19 protein-coding genes are annotated in these 20,184 nt (G+C 66.4%); 12 read left to right on the top strand and 7 right to left on the bottom strand.

Going from position 1 to position 20,184, the window contains the following annotated elements:
• Nucleotides 1-75: 75 nt before the first annotated feature.
• Both QP457_RS14350 and QP457_RS14345 read right to left on the bottom strand, forming a co-directional pair.
• Complete coding sequence (locus QP457_RS14350; RefSeq protein WP_100552990.1) at nucleotides 76-573, bottom strand: glycine zipper 2TM domain-containing protein; 498 nt, start codon at nucleotides 571-573, stop codon at nucleotides 76-78.
• Nucleotides 574-703: 130 nt separating this feature from the next.
• Nucleotides 704-1,138, bottom strand: coding sequence for a cytochrome c (locus tag QP457_RS14345; protein WP_180166432.1), 435 nt, complete (start codon nucleotides 1,136-1,138; stop codon nucleotides 704-706).
• Between the two features lie 79 nt (nucleotides 1,139-1,217).
• Between QP457_RS14345 and QP457_RS14340 the strand changes: the two genes are divergently transcribed.
• Nucleotides 1,218-2,045 carry a tRNA threonylcarbamoyladenosine dehydratase gene (locus QP457_RS14340; RefSeq protein WP_205405967.1) on the top strand — a complete coding sequence of 276 codons (828 nt, stop codon included), beginning with the start codon at nucleotides 1,218-1,220 and terminating at the stop codon, nucleotides 2,043-2,045.
• A gap of 79 nt (nucleotides 2,046-2,124) precedes the next feature.
• Here QP457_RS14340 and QP457_RS14335 read toward each other — a convergent pair whose 3' ends face one another.
• Together QP457_RS14335 and QP457_RS14330 are read right to left on the bottom strand one after the other, a co-directional pair.
• A complete protein-coding gene (locus QP457_RS14335; protein ID WP_205405966.1) occupies nucleotides 2,125-2,898 on the bottom strand; it encodes a TatD family hydrolase in 774 nt (257 codons plus the stop codon).
• Entirely contained in the window at nucleotides 2,895-3,110 is a 216-nt protein-coding gene (locus QP457_RS14330; RefSeq protein ID WP_180166435.1) for a DUF6116 family protein, read from the bottom strand. Before QP457_RS14330 ends, QP457_RS14335 begins: the two co-directional genes overlap by 4 nt.
• A gap of 164 nt (nucleotides 3,111-3,274) precedes the next feature.
• Here QP457_RS14330 and QP457_RS14325 point away from each other — a divergent pair, with 164 nt between their 5' ends.
• The 11 genes from QP457_RS14325 to QP457_RS14275 all read left to right on the top strand — a co-directional run bounded on the left by QP457_RS14325 (nucleotide 3,275) and on the right by QP457_RS14275 (nucleotide 16,898).
• Entirely contained in the window at nucleotides 3,275-4,114 is an 840-nt protein-coding gene (locus QP457_RS14325; RefSeq protein ID WP_089236153.1) for a glycine zipper 2TM domain-containing protein, read from the top strand.
• Nucleotides 4,115-4,216: 102 nt separating this feature from the next.
• On the top strand, nucleotides 4,217-4,765 hold the full coding sequence (locus QP457_RS14320) for a GNAT family N-acetyltransferase (RefSeq protein ID WP_205405965.1): 549 nt from the start codon (nucleotides 4,217-4,219) through the stop codon (nucleotides 4,763-4,765).
• A 164-nt stretch (nucleotides 4,766-4,929) separates the two neighbouring features.
• Complete coding sequence (locus QP457_RS14315; protein WP_205405964.1) at nucleotides 4,930-5,589, top strand: glutathione S-transferase family protein; 660 nt, start codon at nucleotides 4,930-4,932, stop codon at nucleotides 5,587-5,589.
• A gap of 90 nt (nucleotides 5,590-5,679) precedes the next feature.
• Complete coding sequence (locus QP457_RS14310; RefSeq protein WP_205405963.1) at nucleotides 5,680-7,959, top strand: thiamine pyrophosphate-dependent enzyme; 2,280 nt, start codon at nucleotides 5,680-5,682, stop codon at nucleotides 7,957-7,959.
• A 3-nt stretch (nucleotides 7,960-7,962) separates the two neighbouring features.
• On the top strand, nucleotides 7,963-9,906 hold the full coding sequence (gene asnB / locus QP457_RS14305) for an asparagine synthase (glutamine-hydrolyzing) (protein ID WP_180166439.1): 1,944 nt from the start codon (nucleotides 7,963-7,965) through the stop codon (nucleotides 9,904-9,906).
• Between the two features lie 66 nt (nucleotides 9,907-9,972).
• Nucleotides 9,973-10,533 (top strand): NAD(P)H-dependent oxidoreductase, encoded by a 561-nt coding sequence (locus QP457_RS14300; protein ID WP_205405962.1) that lies wholly within the window; start codon nucleotides 9,973-9,975, stop codon nucleotides 10,531-10,533.
• Nucleotides 10,534-10,746: 213 nt separating this feature from the next.
• Nucleotides 10,747-12,177, top strand: coding sequence for a replicative DNA helicase (locus QP457_RS14295; protein ID WP_099821134.1), 1,431 nt, complete (start codon nucleotides 10,747-10,749; stop codon nucleotides 12,175-12,177).
• Between the two features lie 201 nt (nucleotides 12,178-12,378).
• Nucleotides 12,379-14,622: a TonB-dependent receptor gene (locus tag QP457_RS14290; RefSeq protein WP_205405961.1), complete on the top strand. Its 2,244-nt coding sequence runs from the start codon at nucleotides 12,379-12,381 to the stop codon at nucleotides 14,620-14,622.
• Nucleotides 14,622-16,211 (top strand): alkaline phosphatase D family protein, encoded by a 1,590-nt coding sequence (locus QP457_RS14285; RefSeq protein ID WP_205405960.1) that lies wholly within the window; start codon nucleotides 14,622-14,624, stop codon nucleotides 16,209-16,211. The genes QP457_RS14290 and QP457_RS14285 overlap by 1 nt, the downstream gene beginning before the upstream one ends.
• Nucleotides 16,212-16,422: 211 nt before the next feature.
• Nucleotides 16,423-16,641, top strand: coding sequence for a hypothetical protein (locus QP457_RS14280; RefSeq protein WP_205405959.1), 219 nt, complete (start codon nucleotides 16,423-16,425; stop codon nucleotides 16,639-16,641).
• Nucleotides 16,638-16,898 (top strand): hypothetical protein, encoded by a 261-nt coding sequence (locus tag QP457_RS14275; RefSeq protein ID WP_205405958.1) that lies wholly within the window; start codon nucleotides 16,638-16,640, stop codon nucleotides 16,896-16,898. Before QP457_RS14280 ends, QP457_RS14275 begins: the two co-directional genes overlap by 4 nt.
• Nucleotides 16,899-16,960: 62 nt before the next feature.
• On the opposite strand, the gene QP457_RS14270 is transcribed toward QP457_RS14275, so the two are convergent.
• From QP457_RS14270 to sucB, 3 genes are all read right to left on the bottom strand, one after another.
• The gene (locus tag QP457_RS14270; RefSeq protein WP_205405957.1) at nucleotides 16,961-17,197 is read right to left on the bottom strand and encodes a hypothetical protein; all 237 of its coding nucleotides are present in this window, start codon (nucleotides 17,195-17,197) and stop codon (nucleotides 16,961-16,963) included.
• Nucleotides 17,198-17,474: 277 nt separating this feature from the next.
• Complete coding sequence (lpdA, locus tag QP457_RS14265; RefSeq protein ID WP_100552977.1) at nucleotides 17,475-18,911, bottom strand: dihydrolipoyl dehydrogenase; 1,437 nt, start codon at nucleotides 18,909-18,911, stop codon at nucleotides 17,475-17,477.
• A 63-nt stretch (nucleotides 18,912-18,974) separates the two neighbouring features.
• Nucleotides 18,975-20,174: a dihydrolipoyllysine-residue succinyltransferase gene (sucB, locus tag QP457_RS14260; protein ID WP_205405956.1), complete on the bottom strand. Its 1,200-nt coding sequence runs from the start codon at nucleotides 20,172-20,174 to the stop codon at nucleotides 18,975-18,977.
• Between the last annotated feature and the right edge of the window lie 10 nt (nucleotides 20,175-20,184).

The following is a 20,184-nucleotide window of genomic DNA, read 5'->3' as shown; positions in this document are numbered from 1 at the left end:
CCGGCATGAAAAAGGCCCGCGCAAGCGGGCCTTTTTTTGTTGCTCCGGTTCTGTTCGGCCGGGGCCCGCTTCGGTTCAGCGCAGGATGACCTTGCCGTTGACCACGCGGACATAGGTGTTTTCGCGGATGCCGCCGAGGTCGCGCTGGTTGACCACGATGGTGCGGCCGTCATCCATGCGCACGCTGATGTCATACGTATCGCTGGTGACGTTCTTCTGGATCTGGTTGCCCGCCAGTGCACCACCCACGGCGCCGGCGGCGGCGGCGATGTTCTTGTTGCCGCGGCTGCCGCCGGTGTGGTCGGAGATCTCATGGCCGGCGACCGCGCCGACGATGCCGCCGAGGATCGCGCCGGTGGCGGAAGGCGCGGTACGGCCAGACTGCACGGCATTGATGCGGGTGACGATGCCGCAGTCGGCGCAACGACCCTGGTTGTAACCGGAGTTGTTGCCGTAGCCGCCGTTGTTGTAGCCGTTGTTGTTGTAACCACCACCGCCATAGCCCGGCGAGGTGGCACAGCCGGCCAGGCCGACGGTTGCGATGACACTGGCGGCGATGAGCTGGATCTTCATGGGGCGTCTCCTGGCCGTGAAGGCGGGTGCGTTGGGTGGTACTGCGTCATGCAGCAGGGTGAGCGAATCCTCCTCTTTTCAACGTGAACAAGGCGCCAACCACATGTGCCTTCGCCCACTCGAAGATGAATCAGCGGAAATCCTGATGACAGGCCCGGCAATCGTCCTTCAGGGCCTGCACCTGCTGCGCCAACGCAGTGCAGTCGGTGGGAGGGCTGGCCAAAGCCGCATTGAGGTCGGCGCGGTACTTGCTGGCGTGCTGCTGGAACTGCCGGCTGTCCTTCAACCCGGGGAAGGCCAGGTCCAGGTCGTTGGACAGCAGTCGCAGCACCTGCAGGCGCGGGACGCTGTCGCCCAGGCTGCAGCGGTTCTGCTGCTGCGCCTGCTGCAGCAGATCCGCCTGTCGCTGCATCACCTGCATCAGGCTGTCCGGGAACGGGTCGCGGCGCGCCTGCAGGGCACGGCCGACCATCACCGTGGCAATCAGGCCGATCAGCAGGCCCAGCCCGAGTACGAACAGATAGCGGTAGGCGGTGGACGGGCGGCGGGGTGGGCTGGCACTCATGGCGGGCGCTCCGGACATGCAACGGTGGGTTCGGTGTCGGCGTGCAGTAGTGATGGGATCTGCACGCTAAAATAGCCCGATGAACGAACAGGTCAAACAACGCTTCGCCGGCATCGAACGGCTGTATGGCGTCGGCGCGCTCGAGCGCCTGCAGGGCAGCCGTGTCGCCGTGGTCGGCATGGGCGGTGTCGGCTCGTGGGTGGTGGAGGCGCTGGCGCGCTCTGCGGTCGGCCATCTGGCCCTGATCGATGCCGACGACATCTGCGTATCCAATACCAACCGCCAGCTGCCGGCGCTGGAAGGCAACTACGGGCGCAACAAGGCCGAGGCCATGGCTGAGCGCTGCCGAGCGATCAATCCGCAGATCGAGGTCGACGCCGTACAGGCGTTCCTGACCCCGGCCAACATGGCCGAACTGCTGGACCGCGGTTTCGACCTGGTGATCGACGCCTGTGACAGCTTCCGGGTGAAGGTGGAAACCATCGCCTGGTGCCGCCGCCGCAAGCTGCCGTTGCTGACCGTCGGCGCGGCCGGCGGCCGTACCGATCCCACCCTGGTGCGCATCCGAGATGTCTCGCGCACCGAGCATGACGCGATGCTGGCGCTGATCCGCAAGAAGCTGCGCAGCGAATTCAACTTCCCGAAGAATGCCAAGCGCTATTTCGGCGTGCCGGCGGTGTATTCGCTGGAGAACGTGAAGTATCCACAGGCCGACGGCAGCGTCTGTGGCCTGCGGCCGCACCTGGGCGCGGATGCGGCGCTGAAGCTGGATTGCGGCGCTGGCCTGGGCGCGGCCACCCACATCACCGGCGCGTTCGCATTTGCCGCCGTGGGCAAGGCGCTGGAGATGCTGCTGGAGCCGAAGAAGGTGAAGGCCGAAGCGGTTGAGGCAGAGGCCGGGGTGTGATCGGGTAGTGCCGGCCGCTGGCCGGCATCTGCGCTGATTCAAACGTTTCGGGGTTGCCGGCCAGCGGCCGGCACTAGCGTTATGGTGCGGGCAGGCTGAACAGCCGCCGCGCGTTGTCCGTGGTGGCCCGCGCCACGTCTTCAATGTCCATTCCGCGCAGCGCGCCGATGTGGCGGGCAATGACCGCCAGCCGCGCCGGCTCGTTGCGCTGGCCACGGATCCCCGCGTCGGGCTGGTCCGGCGCATCGGTCTCCAGCAGCAGTTGTTCCATTGGCATCTCGCGGACAAGCCGTTGCAGGCGCTGCGCGCGCTCGTAGGTCAGTGGTCCGCCCAGGCCGAGCAGAAATCCCAGTTTGTGCAGCTGCGCGGCCTGTTCCGGGCTGCCGGAAAAGCTGTGGACCACCCCGCGCAGGCCACCGATGCGGCGGATCGCGGCGATCACCGCATCCACTGCACGGCGGGCATGCACGATCACCGGCAGATCGAACTCGCGCGCCAGCGTCAGCTGGCCGAGGAAATACGCCTGCTGGGCCTCGGCATCCAGGCCCTCGACGAAAAAATCCAGCCCGCATTCGCCGATCGCGCAGGGTCGCTCCTGCTCGATCCACGCACGCAGTTGCGGCAGGTGTTCAGGCCGGTGCTGGTCCAGGAACATCGGGTGCAGGCCATAGGCGGGGTAGAGCCCCGTCGCCTGCTGGCAGACCGCGCGCAGCTTTGGCCAGCTGGCCGCAGTGACGGCCGGCACCACCTGCCACTGCACGCCGGCAGCGCGTGCGCGGTCGATGACCGCCTCGCGGTCGCCGTCGAATTCGCTGGCATCCAGATGGCAGTGGCTGTCGACCAGCAGATTCAACGCTGCTCCAGCGGTGGTGGCGTGGTCGCGCTGCGGCTCTTCCAGTTGGCCAGCAGCAGGGTGCCCAGGCCCAGCATCAGTTCGTCGATGAACGGAATCGGGTCGGGGATGAACAGGGTCAGCGCGAACAGGCCGGCGGTCAGCTTGAACAGGGTGGGGTAGCGCAGCCGGCGCGCCCATTGCAGGACCGGCAGCAGCATCGGATTGGCCATCACGGGGTGCTCCTGGGGGGAATGTGCAAACGCTACCACGGGCCCAGCATTTCCCGATGCTGAATGGGTTACGGCGGTGAGCAGGAAATGTGGAGATTCCGTTCAGGCACCGCATGCTGCAATCTGGCCTGAGAACGTTGCGGACGGTCCGCAAGGAGCAGGTCATGAAAAGCACAACTACAACTGTCCTGGTCGCAGCGGGCGCGCTGCTGGTCGGTGGTATCGCAACCGCCGCCTTCATGAAGAGTGGCGACAAGTCGCCTGAGCAGCTCAGCGCCGGAAACCCGAGTGAATCGCGTCTGGTCGATGGCAATGCCACCGACGATGGCGCGCGTGGCGACGCAGTGGACGCCACTGCGCCGCGTGGTCTGGAATACGCCGATGTGCTGAAGGTCGATCCGATCACCGAGAAGCAGAAGGCCTATGCCACTGTGATCGGCACCGATCCGGTGCGCGAGACGTCCACTACCCAGACCCCGCATGAGGTCTGTCAGGACGTGGTGGTGCAGGAGCGCCTGCCCGAGCGTGATGGCAACGTCGGTGGCACCGTGGTCGGTGCCGTGGTCGGCGGCCTGCTGGGCAACCAGGTGGGCGGCGGCAACGGCAAGAAGGCTGCAACTGCTGCCGGTGCCGTGGCCGGTGGCTTCATCGGCAACCAGGTCGACAAGCGCCACGTGGGTGGCCGCGTGGTCAACCGCACCGAGCGCCAGTGCCACACCGAAACGGCGACCTCCGAGTCGAGCCGTGTCACCGGCTACAACGTGACCTACCGCAATGAAGACGGCACCACCGGCACCATGCGCATGGGCAGCAAGCCGGGCAACCGCATCGCCATGGGCACCAGCGACGTGGTCAAGGGCTACAACGTGACCTACCGCTACGACGGTGCAGAGAAGACCGTGCGTCTGGACAACAAGCCGGCCAGCGATCGCCTGCCGGTGGTGGATGGGCAGCTGGTCACCCAGACCGCCGCCGCCGCGGATTCGACGGCCAACCGCCAGTAATCCCAGACTACGACGCAGCATGGAACAGGCCGGCTTTTGCCGGCCTGTTTTTTTTGCATGGGTGGGGTTCATCCATGCGTGGCGTGGATCTACCATGACCCCATGAGCATCTTTGACCTGCGCATCGAAACCGAACGCCTGATCCTGCGCCCGCCGCAGCGGCAGGACTACGCACCCTATCTGGCGTTCTGTGCCGACGAAGAGGTGATGCGCACGCTGGGTGGCGTGCAGTCACCGTCGGTGGCATGGCGCGGCTTCTGCAGCCTGGCCGGCGCGTGGCAGCTGTTCGGCTTCTCGATGTTCAGCGTGATCGAGAAATCCAGCGGTGAATGGATCGGCCGCATGGGACCGTGGCAGCCGCAGGACTGGCCCGGTACCGAGGTCGGCTGGAGCATCCGCCGTGCCAGCTGGGGCAAGGGCTACGCACCGGAGGCGGCGATCGCCGCCATCGACTGGGCGTTCGATACGTTGGGCTGGGACGAGGTGATCCACACCATCGCCGAAGACAACGAGAACTCGAAAGTGGTTGCGCGCAAGCTGGGCAGCACGCTGCTGCGCATGGGGCAGTTGCCGCCGCCCTATGAAGGCAAGCCGCTGGAAATCTGGGGGCAATCGCGCGGGCAATGGCAGCAGCGCCGTTCGCCGTTGTAGAGCCGAGCCCATGCTCGGCTGCATTTGGCGAGCAGCAGCCGAGCATGGGCTCGGCATCTAGAGGATGCATCGCCCGCCATGCTGCACCCGCGCTTGGCAATCGCCGGGCTGCTTGCCAGACTGCGGGCAGCCGGCTGCAGGCCGGGACCTCTCTGGAGCAGGCAATGGTGGAAGAGCGCATTCCGTTGACGGTGCATGGCATGTCGGTCTCGGGCAATTGCCACAAGGTGCGCCTGTTGCTGGAACAGCTCGGCAGCCGCTACCGCTGGGTGGAGGTGGACAGTGCCCACGGCCAGACCCATACCGCGGAATTTCTCGCCCTCAATCCCAATGCCAAGGTGCCGTTGATCGTGCGCGACGACGGCCGCGTGCTGACCGAATCCAATGCGATCCTGTTCTGGCTGGCCGAGGGCACGCCCTATCTTCCCGCCGACGGCTGGCAGCGTGCGCAGGCATTGAGCTGGATGTTCTTCGAGCAGTACACGCATGAGCCGTGCGTGGCGGTGGCACGCTTCATCCGCGGTTGGACGCCGGCCGACTCGCCACGCCGTGCTGAACTGCCGCGCCTGCAGGAGCGCGCTGCCGGCGCGCTGGCGGTGATGGAACAGCATCTGCGGCAGGCGCAGTGGTTCACCGGCGATGACTACGGTATCGCCGATATCGCCTTGTTTGCCTATTCCGATGTCGCCGCCGACGGTGGCATCGCACTGGATCCATTCCCGCAGGTGCGGGCCTGGTTGCAGCGGGTGCGTGCGCAGCCTCGCTTCGTGCCCATGCCCGCGGTGACTGCCGAGGTGCGCGCGCGGTTCAACGCACCGGATTGATTCCCCTGCAGCGTCGGGCGTGCTCGACCGGTGGAAAGGGTCGCGCAGGCCTGACGCCACGGTTCGCAACAACGGCACGGAGGGTGTTCGATGTTCGCTGTGGTTCCAGATCCCATTCCCGCACGCATGCGCGGTCTCAACCGCGCCGAAGTCTGTGACGTCAATTTCCTCGAGGCCGTGCGCGCCTGGCGCGGCATGCCGCGACCGCGCCCGGCGCCGGATGCGCCGATCCTGCCGGGCAGCACCCTGACGGCCGCCGCCTTCGGCGACCTGTTCGAATCGCAGCTGCTCAGTCGCCAGCTGGATCTGATGGCGCGCGTGCTGCGCGTGCAGAACAAGGTCTTCTACACCATCGGCTCGTCCGGTCATGAGGGCAACGCGCTGCTTGCGCGCGCCTGCCGGCACACCGATCCCGCCTTCCTGCACTACCGTTCCGGCGCCTTCATGGCCGAGCGCGCTCGGCTGGTGCCCGGCATGGATCCCGTGCGCGACGCCGCGCTGTCTTTCGCCGCCAGTGCCGACGATCCGGCCAGTGGCGGCCGTCACAAAGTGTGGGGCAGCAAGCCGCTGTGGGTGCTGCCGCAGACCTCGACCATCGCATCGCACCTGCCCAAGGCGCTCGGTACCGCGCTGGCGATCGAAAGTGGCAGGCGCTTGAGTCAGCCGCTGCCGATTCCAGCCGACAGCATCGTGATGTGCTCCTTCGGCGATGCCTCGGCCAACCACGCCACCGCGCAGACTGCGTTCAATACCGCGATGTGGTCGGCCTACCAGAAGCTGCCGGTGCCGATCCTGTTCGTGTGCGAAGACAACGGTCTCGGCATTTCGGTGAAGACACCTGAAGGATGGATCGCAGAGCGCTTCAGCCGGCAACCGGGCCTGGACTATTTCTTCGCCGATGGCCTGGACCTGGCGGCCGGGCACGCGCAGGTGCAGGCGGCGGTCGAGCATTGCCGGCGCACGCGTCGGCCCACCTTCCTGCACCTGCGGACCACGCGGTTGATGGGCCATGCCGGTACCGACTTCGAGGTGGAATGGCGTGCGCTGGCGGAGCTGTGCACGGCCGAGGCGCAGGACCCGCTGCTGCGCTCGGCGCAGATCGCACTGGAATCGGGCTGGATGGATGCGGCAGGCGTCGAGGCCGCCTATGAAACCCTGCGCGCGCGCTGCATGGCCGCTGCCATCGATGCCGATACGCGTCCGAAGCTGCAGACATTGCAGGAAGTGATCACGCCGTTGGCGCCCTATACGCCGGCAGCGGTACAGGCCGAGGCCGAGCGCGTGGCGCCCGTCGAGGCCCGGCAGGCGCTGTACGGCGGCGCCGACGCGCTGCCCGAACGGCAACCGCCGCGGCACCTGGCGATCCAGATCAACCACGGGCTGCAGGAACTGCTGGGCAAGTATCCGCAGGCGCTGCTGTTTGGCGAGGATGTCGCGCAGAAAGGCGGCGTCTACACGGTGACGCGCGACCTGCTGCGCCGCTTCGGCCCGCGCCGGGTATTCAACACGCTGCTGGACGAGACCATGATCCTGGGCATGGCCCAGGGTCTGGCCAACATGGGCATGTTGCCGATTCCGGAAATCCAGTACCTGGCCTACCTGCACAACGCCATCGACCAGCTGCGCGGCGAGGCCTGCTCGCTGCAGTTCTTCTCCAACGACCAGTTCCGCAACCCGATGCTGGTGCGGGTGGCCGGGCTGGGTTACCAGAAGGGGTTCGGCGGCCATTTCCACAACGACAATTCGATCACGGCGCTGCGTGACATCCCGGGGCTGGTGGTGGGTTGCCCGTCGCGTGGCGATGATGCGGTGATGATGCTGCGCACATTGGCGGCATTGGCCCGCGTGGACGGCCGGGTAGCGGTGTTCCTGGAACCGATCGCCCTGTACATGACCAAGGATCTGCACGCTGCCGGCGATGGCCAGTGGTTGTTCGACTACCCCGCACCCGGGCAGGCGCTGGTGCTGGGCGAGGGCAGGGTGTACGCGCCGGATGCCACCGATCTTGTGATCTTCACCTACGGCAACGGTGTGCCGATGGCGCTGCGCGCAGCGACCGGCATCGAGCAGCAGCTGGGCTGGCAGGTGCGGGTGGTCGACCTGCGCTGGCTGGTGCCGTTGAATGCCGCCTTCATCGGCGCCCAGGCCGCCACCGCGCAACGGGTGCTGGTGCTGGACGAGGGGCGGCAGAGCGGGGGCGTCGGCGAGGGCGTGATCACCGCGCTGGTCGAGGCCGGCCATGGCCACCTGCCGGTGCGCCGGGTCTGCGGTGCCGATACCTATACGCCGCTGGCGGGGGCAGCAATGTTCGGGCTTCCAAGCGACAATGCGGTGATTGGCGCCGCCCTCGACCTGGCGCAGGAACCCTGATGCATGTGTGGATTGGCGGGTATGTTGTTGCCGGCGGCACAGACGCCGGCCGAGGTCCTGCAGGCGCAGGCGCTGGCCATGGGCCAGGCGCTGCACCATCGCGGGCCGGATGATGGCGGTACCTGGGTCGATGCCGCCGCCGGCATCGCCCTGGCCCACCGGCGCCTGAGCATCCTCGATCTTTCACCGTTGGGCCACCAGCCGATGGCCTCGGCCGACGGCCGCTATGTGATGGCCTACAACGGCGAGGTCTACAACTTTGCCGCCCTGCGCGCCGAACTGGAACCGCTGGGCCATGCATTCCGTGGCCATTCCGATACCGAGGTGCTGTTGGCCGCGATCCTGCAGTGGGGCGTCGAGGACACCCTGCAGCGCGCCAACGGCATGTTCGCCATCGCCTTGTGGGATCGCCAGGAACAGTGCCTGTGGCTGGCCCGTGACCGGGTCGGCAAGAAGCCGCTGTACTACGGCTGGGCCGGTGATGCGCTGGTGTTCGGCTCCGAGCTGAAGGCGCTGTGGCAGCATCCGGATTTCGACAACGATATCGACCGCGATGCGCTGACGCTGCTGCTGCGGCTGGATTACATCCCCGCACCGCACAGCATCCACCAGCGCTGCTACAAGCTGATGCCTGGCCGCGTGCTGCGGCTGGATGCGGCGGCGGTGGCGGCAGGGGCCAGCGCACATCGCCCTGAGCAGGCACAGCGCCCGTACTGGGACGCGCGTGCGCGCATGCAGGCCGCACTGGCCGCACCGTTCCAGGGCCGCATCGAGGAGGCCGAGGAGCAGCTGGATGGCCTGCTGCGCGATGCGGTGGCGCTGCGCATGGTGGCCGATGTGCCGGTGGGCGTGTTCCTGTCCGGCGGCACCGATTCGTCGCTGGTGGCGGCGCTGATGCAGGCGCAGAGCGGGCAGCCGGTGCACAGCTTCAGCATCGGCTTCAGCGGCTCCCACCACGACGAGGCGCCTTTGGCCAGGGAAGTTGCCACCCACCTTGGCTGCGATCACACCGAACTGTACGTCAGCGGCGCGGACGCGCTGGCGGTGGTGCCGCAGCTGCCGGCGATGTTCGATGAACCCTTTGCCGATGCCTCGCAGGTGCCGACCGCGCTGGTCGCCCGCCTCGCCCGGCAGGGCGTGACCGTCGCGTTGTCCGGTGACGGTGGCGATGAACTGTTTTTCGGCTACACCCGCTATGTACGCGCGCTGCGCAACTGGCAGATGCTGGGACGGGTGCCCGCACCGCTGCGGCGCTGGATGGGCGCGCGTGCGCACCAGCAGGGTGAAGCATCGCGCACTGGTGGGCTGGCCGCGTTGCTGGCCGAAACCGGCGCGCGCGGCATCGGCGATGTGTATCGCAACCGCATTTCGCGCTGGCGCGATCCGGCGGCGGCGGTGATCGGTGCGAGCGAGGCGGGCAGCTTCTACGATCTGGCCGATCCGCTGCATGGTGCCGGTACGCCGGCCGACGCGATGATGCTGGCCGACTTCGTCAGCTATCTGCCCGATGACCTGCTGTGCAAGGTCGACCGCACCTCGATGGCGGTCAGCCTGGAGGCGCGCGCGCCCTTGCTGGACTGGCGCGTGGCCGAGTTCGCGTGGTCGCTGCCGCTGGGCTTCAAGCGCAGCGAATCGACCAGCAAGGTGCTGCTCAAGCGCGTGCTGGGGCGGTACGTGCCGCAGTCGATGGTGCACCGGCCCAAACGTGGATTCGGCGCGCCGGTCAGTGATTGGCTGAAGGGCGATCTGAAGCCCTGGGCGGACGAGCTGCTGCAGCCGGCGCGGCTGGAACGTGAAGGGGTGTTGTCGGCCGCGGCTGTGCAGCCGCTGTGGCAGCAGTTCCTGGGCGGCCAGCGCAAGTGGCACACGCACCTGTGGAACGTGCTGATGTTCCAGGCCTGGCAGGACCATTGGCGGCAGGTGCGCGCAGGCGTACAGCGCGGCTGATCTTCACCGGTGGGGAAGGGCGCGGCCGCTAGGCTGGCTCTTCCGCACCGTGAGGAGTATGTCCTGATGTCCGTCCCCACCATTGCCGTTTTCGTCGGCAGCCTGCGCAAGGAATCGTGCAACCGCAAGCTGGCCCACGCGCTGGAGAAGCTGGCCGGCGACAAGGCGCGCTTCCAGTATGTGCAGATCGGCGACCTGCCGCTGTACGACCAGGATTTCGACGCCAGCTATCCGGCGCAGGGCACGCGCCTGAAAGACCAGGTGCGTGCCGCCGACGCCGTGCTGTTCGTTACCCCTGAGTACAACCGTTCCGTGCCGGGCGTGCTGAAGAATGCGATCGACATCGGCTCGCGCCCTTACGGCGACAGCGCCTTCGCCGGCAAGCCAGCGGCGGTGATCGGCGCCTCCATCGGCCAGATCGGCACGGCGGTGGCCCAGCAGCACCTGCGCAACAGCCTGGCCTTCCTGGACATGCACGTGCTTGGCCAGCCCGAGGCGTTCATCCACTTCAAGGATGGCCTGATCGATGCCGACGGCACGATCCACAATGAAGGCACGCAGACGTTCCTGAAGGGCTACGTGGACCGGTTCCTGGCCCTGATCGCGGTACATGCCAAGGGCGATTGACGCCAGCGGCCGCGGTCGCCATCTGCGATAATGCTCCGCTGCGGGCGTCGCAACGACGCCCGTCGCAGGCAATGCGACGCCCCCGCGCCAGTCTGGACAGGCTCAGGCGGATATCCCCCGTTCTTCCACGGCTTATCCACAGATTTGTCCATGGCCGCCGGGGTCGGCGCATGCCTACACTGGTCTGGCCCCTTTTGCAGGAAACACCGCAGCATGTCCGCCCGTTCCGGCTTCCGTTCCAACCGCAGAGAGCGCGGCGATGGCTTCGATCGCGATCGCGATGAATCGCGTATCGACCAGTTGCGCGTGCCGCCGCACTCGGTGGAAGCCGAACAGGCGGTGCTGGGTGGCCTGATGCTGGCACCGGACGCCTACGACCGGGTCAACGACCAGCTGACCGAGGGTGACTTCTACCGCCGCGACCACCAGATGATCTACCGGGCGATCCGCGAGTTGTCCGAGCGCGAGCGTCCGTTCGATGCGGTGACCCTGGGCGAATGGTTCGAATCGCAGGGCAAGATGGAGCTGGTGGGCGATGGCGCCTATCTGATCGAACTGGCCAGCACCACGCCGTCGGCGGCCAATATCGTGGCTTATGCCGAGATCGTGCGCGACAAGGCGGTGCTGCGGCAGCTGATCCAGGTCGGCACCGATATCGTCAACGATGGTTTCCAGCCCGAGGGCCGCGACAGCAGCGAGCTGCTGTCTGCTGCGGAAAAGAGCGTGTTCGCCATTGCCGAACAGGGCGCGCGCGGCCGTACCGACTTCGTGGCCATGCCCGGCGCGTTGAAGGACGCGTTCGAAGAGCTGCGCAACCGCTTCGAGAATGGCGGCAACATCACCGGCCTGCCGACCGGCTACACCGATTTCGATGCGATGACTGCCGGCCTGCAGCCGACCGACCTGATCATTCTTGCCGCGCGTCCTGCGATGGGCAAGACCACCTTCGCCCTGAACATCGCCGAGTACGCGGCGATCAAGTCGAAGAAGGGCGTGGCGGTGTTCTCGATGGAAATGTCCGCATCGCAGCTGGCGATGCGCCTGATCTCCTCCAATGGCCGCATCAACGCGCAGCGCCTGCGTACCGGCCAGCTGGAGGACGAGGACTGGAGCCGGGTGACCGGTGCGATCAAGATGCTGAAGGAAACCAAGATCTTCATCGACGATACGCCGGGCGTGTCGCCGGAGATCCTGCGTTCCAAGTGCCGCCGCCTCAAGCGCGAGCACGACCTGGGCCTGATCGTGATCGACTACCTGCAGCTGATGAGCGTGCCGGGCAACAGCGAGAACCGCGCGACCGAAATCTCCGAGATCTCGCGTTCGCTGAAAGGCCTGGCCAAGGAACTGCACGTGCCGGTCATCGCGCTGTCCCAGCTCAACCGCTCGCTGGAAACACGTACCGACAAGCGCCCGGTGATGGCCGACCTTCGCGAATCGGGCGCAATCGAGCAGGATGCGGACATGATCGTCTTCATCTACCGCGACGATTACTACAACAAGGAAAATTCGCCGGACAAGGGCCTGGCCGAGATCATCATCGGCAAGCACCGTGGTGGCCCCACCGGCTCGTGCAAGCTGAAGTTCTTCGGCGAGTACACCCGTTTCGACAACCTGGCCCACGACTCGGTCGGTTCGTTCGAATAACCGACGATTCCGGCGCGCCCTGGAGAGCCAAGCCCACGCTCGGCTCTTTTCGTTCGGGCCCGCGACCTCATGTTCTCCGTCCGGATCGCCAAAAATCCGTACGTGGCGTGTAAATGACATGTAACGCAACGCTTCTACGATTCCGCCGCTGCTGCTCTTTTGACGCCGCCCTTCGGCGTCCAGCGCGCCCAAGGAATCCCCATGTCTTGCCATGCTCCGCTTCGCCGCAATCTGCTGGCCCTGCTGGTCTGTGCCTCACTGCCTTCGCTGGCCGCCGCTGAAACCGCTCCTGCCGTCGACGCACAGTCGGCCACTACCCTGGATTCGGTCTCGGTGATCGGCCGCGGCGAGGCGCGCCAGGTCCAGCGCGTGACCGCCGAGGACATGAAGGTGCTGCCACCCGGCGCCAACCCGCTGAAGCTGCTGGCCAGCAAGCCGGGCGTGCATTTCGAATCGGCCGATGCCACCGGTGCCTACGAGTGGTCCACCAGCATCAGCCTGCGCGGCTTCAATCAGAACCGCCTGGGCTACACGCTCGATGGCATCCCGCTGGGCAACATGAGCTATGGCAACAGCAACGGCCTGCACATCAGCCGCGCGGTGATCAGCGAGAACCTGGGCGGCGCCGAGGTCTCCACCGGTATCGGCGCGCTGGGCACGCCGTCGACCAGCAACCTGGGCGGCGTGTTCCAGTTCTATTCCATCGATCCCTCCACCGAATACGGTGTCGTGCTGGCGCAGAGCCTGGGCAGCGACAGCGCACGCCGCAGCTATGCCCGCCTGGAAACCGGCGAACACCAGGGCTTCGCCGCCTACCTGTCCGGTGCGTATTCGGAGAGCGACAAGTGGAAGGGCAAGGGCTCGCACGAACTCAAGCAGTTCAACGGCAAGGCGACCTACAACTTCGGCGTCGACAGCCGCATCACCGCGCTGTTCAACGCCTCGCGCCGGGTTGAAGCCGATTACCAGGATCTGTCGCTGGAGATGATCGATCGCCTGGGCTGGAACTGGGACAACTATGCGCCGGACTGGAACCGTGCCCTGGCCGCTGCGCGTGGCCAGTACAGCGGCGGCGTCAACAGCCCGTGGGATGCGTACTACTCGGGCCACGGCCTGCGCAACGATGATGTCTCCAGCATCGCCGGTGACTTCGGCCTCAACGAGACGATGCGCCTGAAGGTCAACGTCTACAACCACAGCAACCGCGGCCAGGGCCACTGGTTCAGCCCGTCCAATCCGTCCAACCCGGGCACCAGCCGCGAGATTCCGATCTCGATCCGAACCACCGAATATGCGATCGACCGCACCGGCGTGACCTCGGCGTTCACCTGGAACGTGGGTGGCCATGAGCTGGAAGCGGGCCTCTGGTACGAAGACAACGGCCACAGCGTGCAGCGCAACTTCTACTACATCGATGGGCCGATCACCGACGACTTCTTCCTGCGCAACCCGGACCAGCGCGTGTGGCACCAGCGCTACACCACCATCACCCGCCAGTTCTACGTGCAGGACCGCTTCCGCCTGTTCGATGACCGCCTGACCATCGACGTCGGCGCCAAGTCGCCCAACACCCGCACCAGCGTGCGCACGCCGCTGGGCAGCTATGCCAGCAACAGCAGCCTGACCGCGAAGAAGGGGCTGCTGCCGCAGGCCGGCTTCAACTTCAAGCTGGACGAGCGCAATGAAATCTTCGGTTCCTATGCGAAGAACATCGCGGCCTATGCGCTGGGCGTGGGCAGTCCGTTCAATGTCCCGCAGGTGGCGTTCGATGCCAGTGCGAAGGACCTGAAGCCGGAACAGTCGCGCACCATCGAACTGGGCTGGCGCGGCTACGGCCAGGGCTATGAAGCCTCGGTCGCGGTCTACGACGTCAAGTTCGACAACCGCCTGCTGGCCATCGCCCAGTGCGTTGGCATCCTGGGTTGCCCGGCGCTGTATTCCAACGTGGGTTCGGTAACCAGCCGCGGTGCCGAGGCGACCCTGCAGCTGAAGCCGATGCGCGACCTGAGCTGGTCCAATGCGCTGTCGTGGAATGACAGCAGCTACGACAACGACTACGTCAACAACGGCGTGGTGCCGACCCGCGGCAAGAAGACGGTCGACACGCCGGAATGGATGTTCGCCAGCACCCTGGCGTGGACGCCGGGCCCGTGGGACCTGCGCCTGGCCGCCAACCACGTCGGCAAGCGCTACGTGACCTACACCAATGACGTCTCCGTGCCGAGCTACTGGCTGATCAATGCGTCGGTGGCCTATGACATGGGCAAGCTCGGCCCGGCGCAGAACCTGACCCTGGCACTGAACCTGACCAACCTGGCTGACAAGCAGTATCTGGCAACCATCAACACCAACGGTACCTACGCCGCTGATCCCACCCGCAGCCTGGCGACCATGCAGGTCGGTGCGCCGCGGCAGGTGATGGCCACCGCAACCGTGCGCTTCTGATGAAGCACATCGCCGATCCGGAAACCCGCCGTCGTCTGCTGCGCCTGGCCTGGCAGGGGACCGGAGCGGCGATCGCACTGGCGGCCATGCCCGGCGTCGCCGCCACCGGTCCGCGGCCGCGACTGGGGCGCGATCCGTTCACCCTCGGCATCGCCGCAGGTGATCCGGATCCGCAGGGCGCGGTGCTGTGGACGCGTCTTGCACCGGATCCCCTCAACGGCGGTGGCATGCCGTCGCGGGCGATCCCGGTGCGTTGGTTCGTTGCCGAAGATCCGTCGATGCGCCGGCTGGTGCAGCGTGGCGTGGCGGCGGCCGTGCCGGAGCTTGCCCATTCGGTGCACGTGGAAGTGACCGGCCTGCGTCCAGGGCGCGATTACTACTATCGATTCGCCTGCGACGGCGGCGAGGAGAGTGCGGTCGGGCATTTCCGCACCGCGCCGCTGCCGGATGCGCAGCTGCAGCAGCTGCGGCTGGCGCTGTGCACCTGCCAGGCCTGGAACAGTGGCTACTACCCGGTACTGGCGGATATCGCCCGCAGCGATGTTGATCTGGTGCTGCATGCCGGTGACTACCTGTACGAATACAGCCCGTTGCAGAACGCGCGTGGCAGCACCCTGGATGCACAGCGCTTCAGCGGTGAAACCCTCAGCCTGGAGCGTTATCGCGACCAGTACGCGTTGTACAAGCTCGACCCGGACCTGCAGGCCGCGCACGCCGCACACGCCTTCGCGGTGATCTGGGACGACCACGAGGTGCAGAACGACTATTCCGGCATCCATCCGGAAAAGAGCGACGTACCGACCGAGGACTTCATCGTCCGTCGCGCCGCGGCGTATCGCGCGTTCTACGAACACCTGCCGATGCGCAGTACGCCCACCGGCAACGGTGGCCTGCGCGTGCACCGTCGCCTGCGCTACGGCGACCTGGCCCAGCTGACGCTGCTGGATTGCCGTCAGTTCCGTCCCGCCAATCCCTGTGGCGTCGGCGAATCGGCGCGCTGCGGGGCGGCGCTGGACCCGCGCATGAGCATGCTCGGGGTGGGGCAGGAAGCCTGGTTCGCGCAGTCGATGGCGGCTGCGGCGGGAACGCGCTGGAACGTGGTGGTGCAGCAGTTGTTGATGGCGCAGTTGCGGTTGGAGCAGGGCACGCCGCGCGAACGTTTCTGGAACGACGCCTGGGATGGCTACCCGGCCGCCCGCAAGCGCCTGCTGCAGGCGATGCAGGCCGGTGGGCAGGGCAACGCCATCGTACTGGGCGGCGACTGGCACTCCACGTTCGTCAATGACCTGAAGCTGGATTTCGATGCCGCGGATGCAGCGGTGATCGCCACCGAGTTCATCGCCCCGGCGATCAGCAGCGGTGGCGATGACACCCCGTATGGCCCGTATTACGGCCCGTCGTTCCCGCACAATCCGCACATCCGGTACTTCGATGGCGACCGGCGTGGCTGGTGGAAGCTGCAGTTGAACCGGCAGACCGTGGACGCAGAACTGCGCTTCGCCGACAGCGTGCTGCGGCGCGATGCGGAAGTTCGCACTGCCGCCCGGTTCCAGGTGAGCCACGGTCGTCCGGGGGCAGTGCCGGTGTAATGGCGGGTGCGGACCTCCTCGGTGGGTGCGGACCTTGGTCCGCACACTCATGCAACCCGCCGGGCATGGCCCGGCGCTACCGGGCAGAGGCAGGGCGCAGATCGACCGGTTTCGTCGCCCCCAACCGGGTTTCATCGCAAACCGTTTGCCCGGGCCGGGGCAGGGCGCCAAGGTGATGGCAGGCGGCGAGGTGCCGCCGAGGGAGCCTGTGATGAAGACCTTGTTCGCGCTCGGTGTGTGGTGCCTGTTGTTCGTGCTGTGCTGGCCGTTGGCGATCCTCGCCCTGATCGCGTGGCCGTTCGTATGGCTGCTGAGCCTGCCGTTCCGGATGGTCGGCATCACGTTCTCGGCGCTGTTCGCCTTCCTGCGCGCGCTGTTCATGCTGCCGGCACGCCTGCTCGGCGGTGGCCGCGGCGCGGTGACGGCATGAGGCCGCTTGCCGTCGCGACGCTGGCGCTGCTGATGGCGGCGCCGGCCTTGGCCAGGCAACCGACGTCGGCCTACCTTGAGCGTCAGCACCCTGCCGGCAAGACGGAAGCCAAGGCGACCGACAAGGACGCCGGCAAGGAGAGCTGCCGGGTGGTGAAGGAATGGAAGGTGGGTGAGGTGATCGCCCAGCACCGTATCTGTGACGATCCGCCGAAGCCGGACACTACGGACCGGGAAACTGCACCGCCGCAGCGTTGATGCGCGACCCGCGATGTGGTCAGGCAGTCCCGGTGTGCGGCAGGACCCGGACGACGAACGACTCAGCCCGATGGCGGTCGGCTGATGGCCAACGACCGGACCAGCTCTTCACCGGTCGCTGCGATTTCGAAATCCACGCCGTTGAAGGTTACGGAATTGCCGTTTGCCAGCGCATACCTCGGCACGTCTTCGACCAGGCCTGTGCCTGGAAGAATCGTTGCGTCGAACTGCGGCCAGAACTTGAACACCAACACTCTTCGGCCATCTTCGCCGCGAGTCTCGATTCGTTCGTTTTCCATGGAGATCTCCACTGTCTGAGCAGCCCCACGAGCAGGTGCGGGAGCACCACCTGTCGCGCATCCGTGGCTTGGCGATGCAACGCGACCTCAGCGGTGAGCCTACCGCACTGGAGGTCGAGGCCCGTGTGAGGGCGAGGGTGACACTGTTTGCCTGCCACGCGCCGAGTGCCAATGGGCTCCGCCCTTGCTCCGCAGTCATCGTGCAACAAAAAACCCCGCCGAGGCGGGGCTTTCAGCATCCGGGGATGCCGGCCAGCGGCCGGCACCGTCAGATGGATCAGTTCGCCTTGTGGATCGCGCGCTTGCTCACGGCCATTGCCGCGTCGTGCACCACTTCCGACAGCGACGGATGGGCGTGGCAGATGCGCGCCAGGTCGTCGGCCGAACCGCTGAACTCCATGGTCAGCACGCCTTCGTGCACCAGCTCGGACACGTTGGCGCCGACCAGGTGCATGCCCAGGATGCGATCGGTTTCGGCGTGGGCCAGAACCTTCACGAAGCCTGCCGGCTCGATCATCGCCACGGCACGGCCGTTGGCGGCGAACGGGAAGCTGCCGGCCTTGTACGGGATGCCCTCGGCCTTCAGCTGCTGCTCGGTCTTGCCGACCCAGGCCAGCTCCGGCTCGGTGTAGATGACCCACGGAATGGTGTCGAAGTTGACGTGGCCCGGCAGGCCGGCGATCAGTTCGGCAACCGCGATGCCTTCCTCGAAGCCCTTGTGTGCCAGCATCGGGCCGCGCACGCAGTCACCCACCGCCCAGACGCCGTTGACGCCGGTGTGGCAGTGCGCGTCGACTTCGATCTGGCCACGCTCGTTGATCTTGACGCCGGTACCTTCGGCCAGCAGGCCCTTGGTGGCGGCGCGACGGCCGACGGCCACCAGCAGCTTGTCCACCACCAGCGACTTCTCGCCTTCGGCGTCGGTGTAGGTCAGGGCGACTTCCTTCTTCTTGCCCTTGCCGGTCACTTCGGCCTTGGAGACCTTGGCACCCAGGCGGATGTCCAGGCCCTGCTTCTTGAATTCCTTGGCGGCGGTCTTGGCCACTTCGGTATCGGCCGCCGCCAGGAAGTCCGGCAGCGCTTCCAGGATGGTCACTTCCGAACCCAGGCGCTTCCACACGCTGCCCAGCTCCAGGCCGATCACACCGGCGCCGATCACGGCCAGGCGCGCCGGCACTTCGGTGAAGTCCAGGCCGCCGACGTTGTCGACGATGGTGTCGCCGTCGAACTTGGCGAACGGCAGTTCGATCGAGTCCGAACCGGCGGCGATGATGACGTTGGTGCCCTTCAGCTCGACGACCGAACCGTCATGCTGGGTGACCTTGACCACGTTGCCCGGCTGCAGTTCGCCGAAGCCGTAATAGGCGGCGACCTTGTTGGCCTTGAACAGCATGGCGATGCCGCCGGTGAACTGCTTGACGATCTTGTCCTTGCGGCCAACCATCGCCTCGACGTCCATCTTGGCATCCTTGAAGCTGATGCCGTGGTCGCCAAAGATGTGGCCCATGTTCCAGAACTGGCGCGAGGAATCCAGCAGCGCCTTGGACGGGATGCAGCCCACGCGCAGGCAGGTGCCACCCAGGGCCGGCTTGCCGTCCTTGCCCAGCGCTGCGTCGATGCAGGCGGTCTTCAGGCCAAGCTGGGCCGCGCGGATGGCAGCGTGGTAACCGGCCGGGCCGGCACCGATGACGACGACGTCGAATTGTTCAGCCATTGAAATAGTCCTTGTTGCATTACCAGAACCCCTCCGCGCAGGCGCGGAGGGGCGGGAGGTCTCTTACAGGCCGAACAGCATGCGGCCCGGGCTTTCCAGCTGGTTCTTGATGTCCACCAGGAACTGCACCGAGTCCTTGCCGTCGATGATGCGGTGATCGTAGGACAGCGCCAGGTACATCATCGGCGCGATCACGACCTGGCCGTTCTGGGCGATCGGACGCTCCTTGATGGCATGCATGCCGAGGATGGCGCTCTGCGGCGGGTTGATGATCGGGGTCGACAGCAGCGAACCGAAGGTGCCGCCGTTGGTCACAGTGAAGGTGCCGCCCTGCAGTTCTTCCAGGCTCAGCTTGCCGTCACGGGCCTTCTTGGCGTAGTCGGCGATGGTCTTTTCGATGTCGGCGAACGACATGCGCTCGACGTTGCGCAGCACCGGCGTGACCAGGCCCTTCTCGGTCGACACGGCGATCGAGATGTCCGAGTAGCCGTGGTAGATGATGTCGTCGCCGTCGATCGAGGCATTGACCAGCGGGAAGCGCTGCAGCGCGTTGGCGGCGGCCTTCACGAAGAAGCTCATGAAGCCGAGCTTGATGCCGTGTGCCTTGACGAACTCGTCCTGCAGTTCCTTGCGCGCCGCCGACACCTTGGACAGGTCGACTTCGTTGAAGGTGGTCAGCATGGCGGTGGAGTTCTTCGACTCCATCAGGCGCTCGGCGATGCGCTTGCGGATGCGGGTCATCGGCACGCGTTCTTCCGGACGTGCGCCACCGGCCTTGCCGGCACCGCCGTTGCGGGCGAAGTTGACGATGTCTTCCTTGGTGACGGCGCCACGACGGCCGGTGCCATCGACGTCGGCCGGATTCACGCCTTCGGTGATGGCGCTGAAACGGGCGCCCGGCGGCAGTGCATCGGCAGCCGACTTGGCAGCCGGGGCCGGAGCAGCGGCAGCGGCCGGAGCAGCAGCGGCCGGAGCGGCCTCAGCTTTCTTTTCTTCGGCAGCCGGAGCCGGGGCAGCGGCCACGGCGCCTTCTTCGATGATCGCCACGACCTGGCTGGAAGTGACGGTGTCGCCTTCCTTGAACTTGATTTCCTTGATCACGCCATCGACCGGCGACGGCACTTCCAGGACGACCTTGTCGGTTTCCAGGTCAAGCAGGTTTTCGTCGCGCTTGACGGCGTCGCCCACCTTCTTGTGCCAGGTGGCGATGGTGCCGTCGGCGACGGATTCGGGCAGTACCGGGGCTTTGACTTCGGTGGCCATGCGGGAGCTT

Origin of the sequence: Stenotrophomonas sp. As-7 (assembly GCF_030291015.1) — a bacterium.
Taxonomy (GTDB): domain Bacteria; phylum Pseudomonadota; class Gammaproteobacteria; order Xanthomonadales; family Xanthomonadaceae; genus Stenotrophomonas; species Stenotrophomonas lactitubi.
This window is presented reverse-complemented; position numbering and strand designations above follow the sequence as displayed.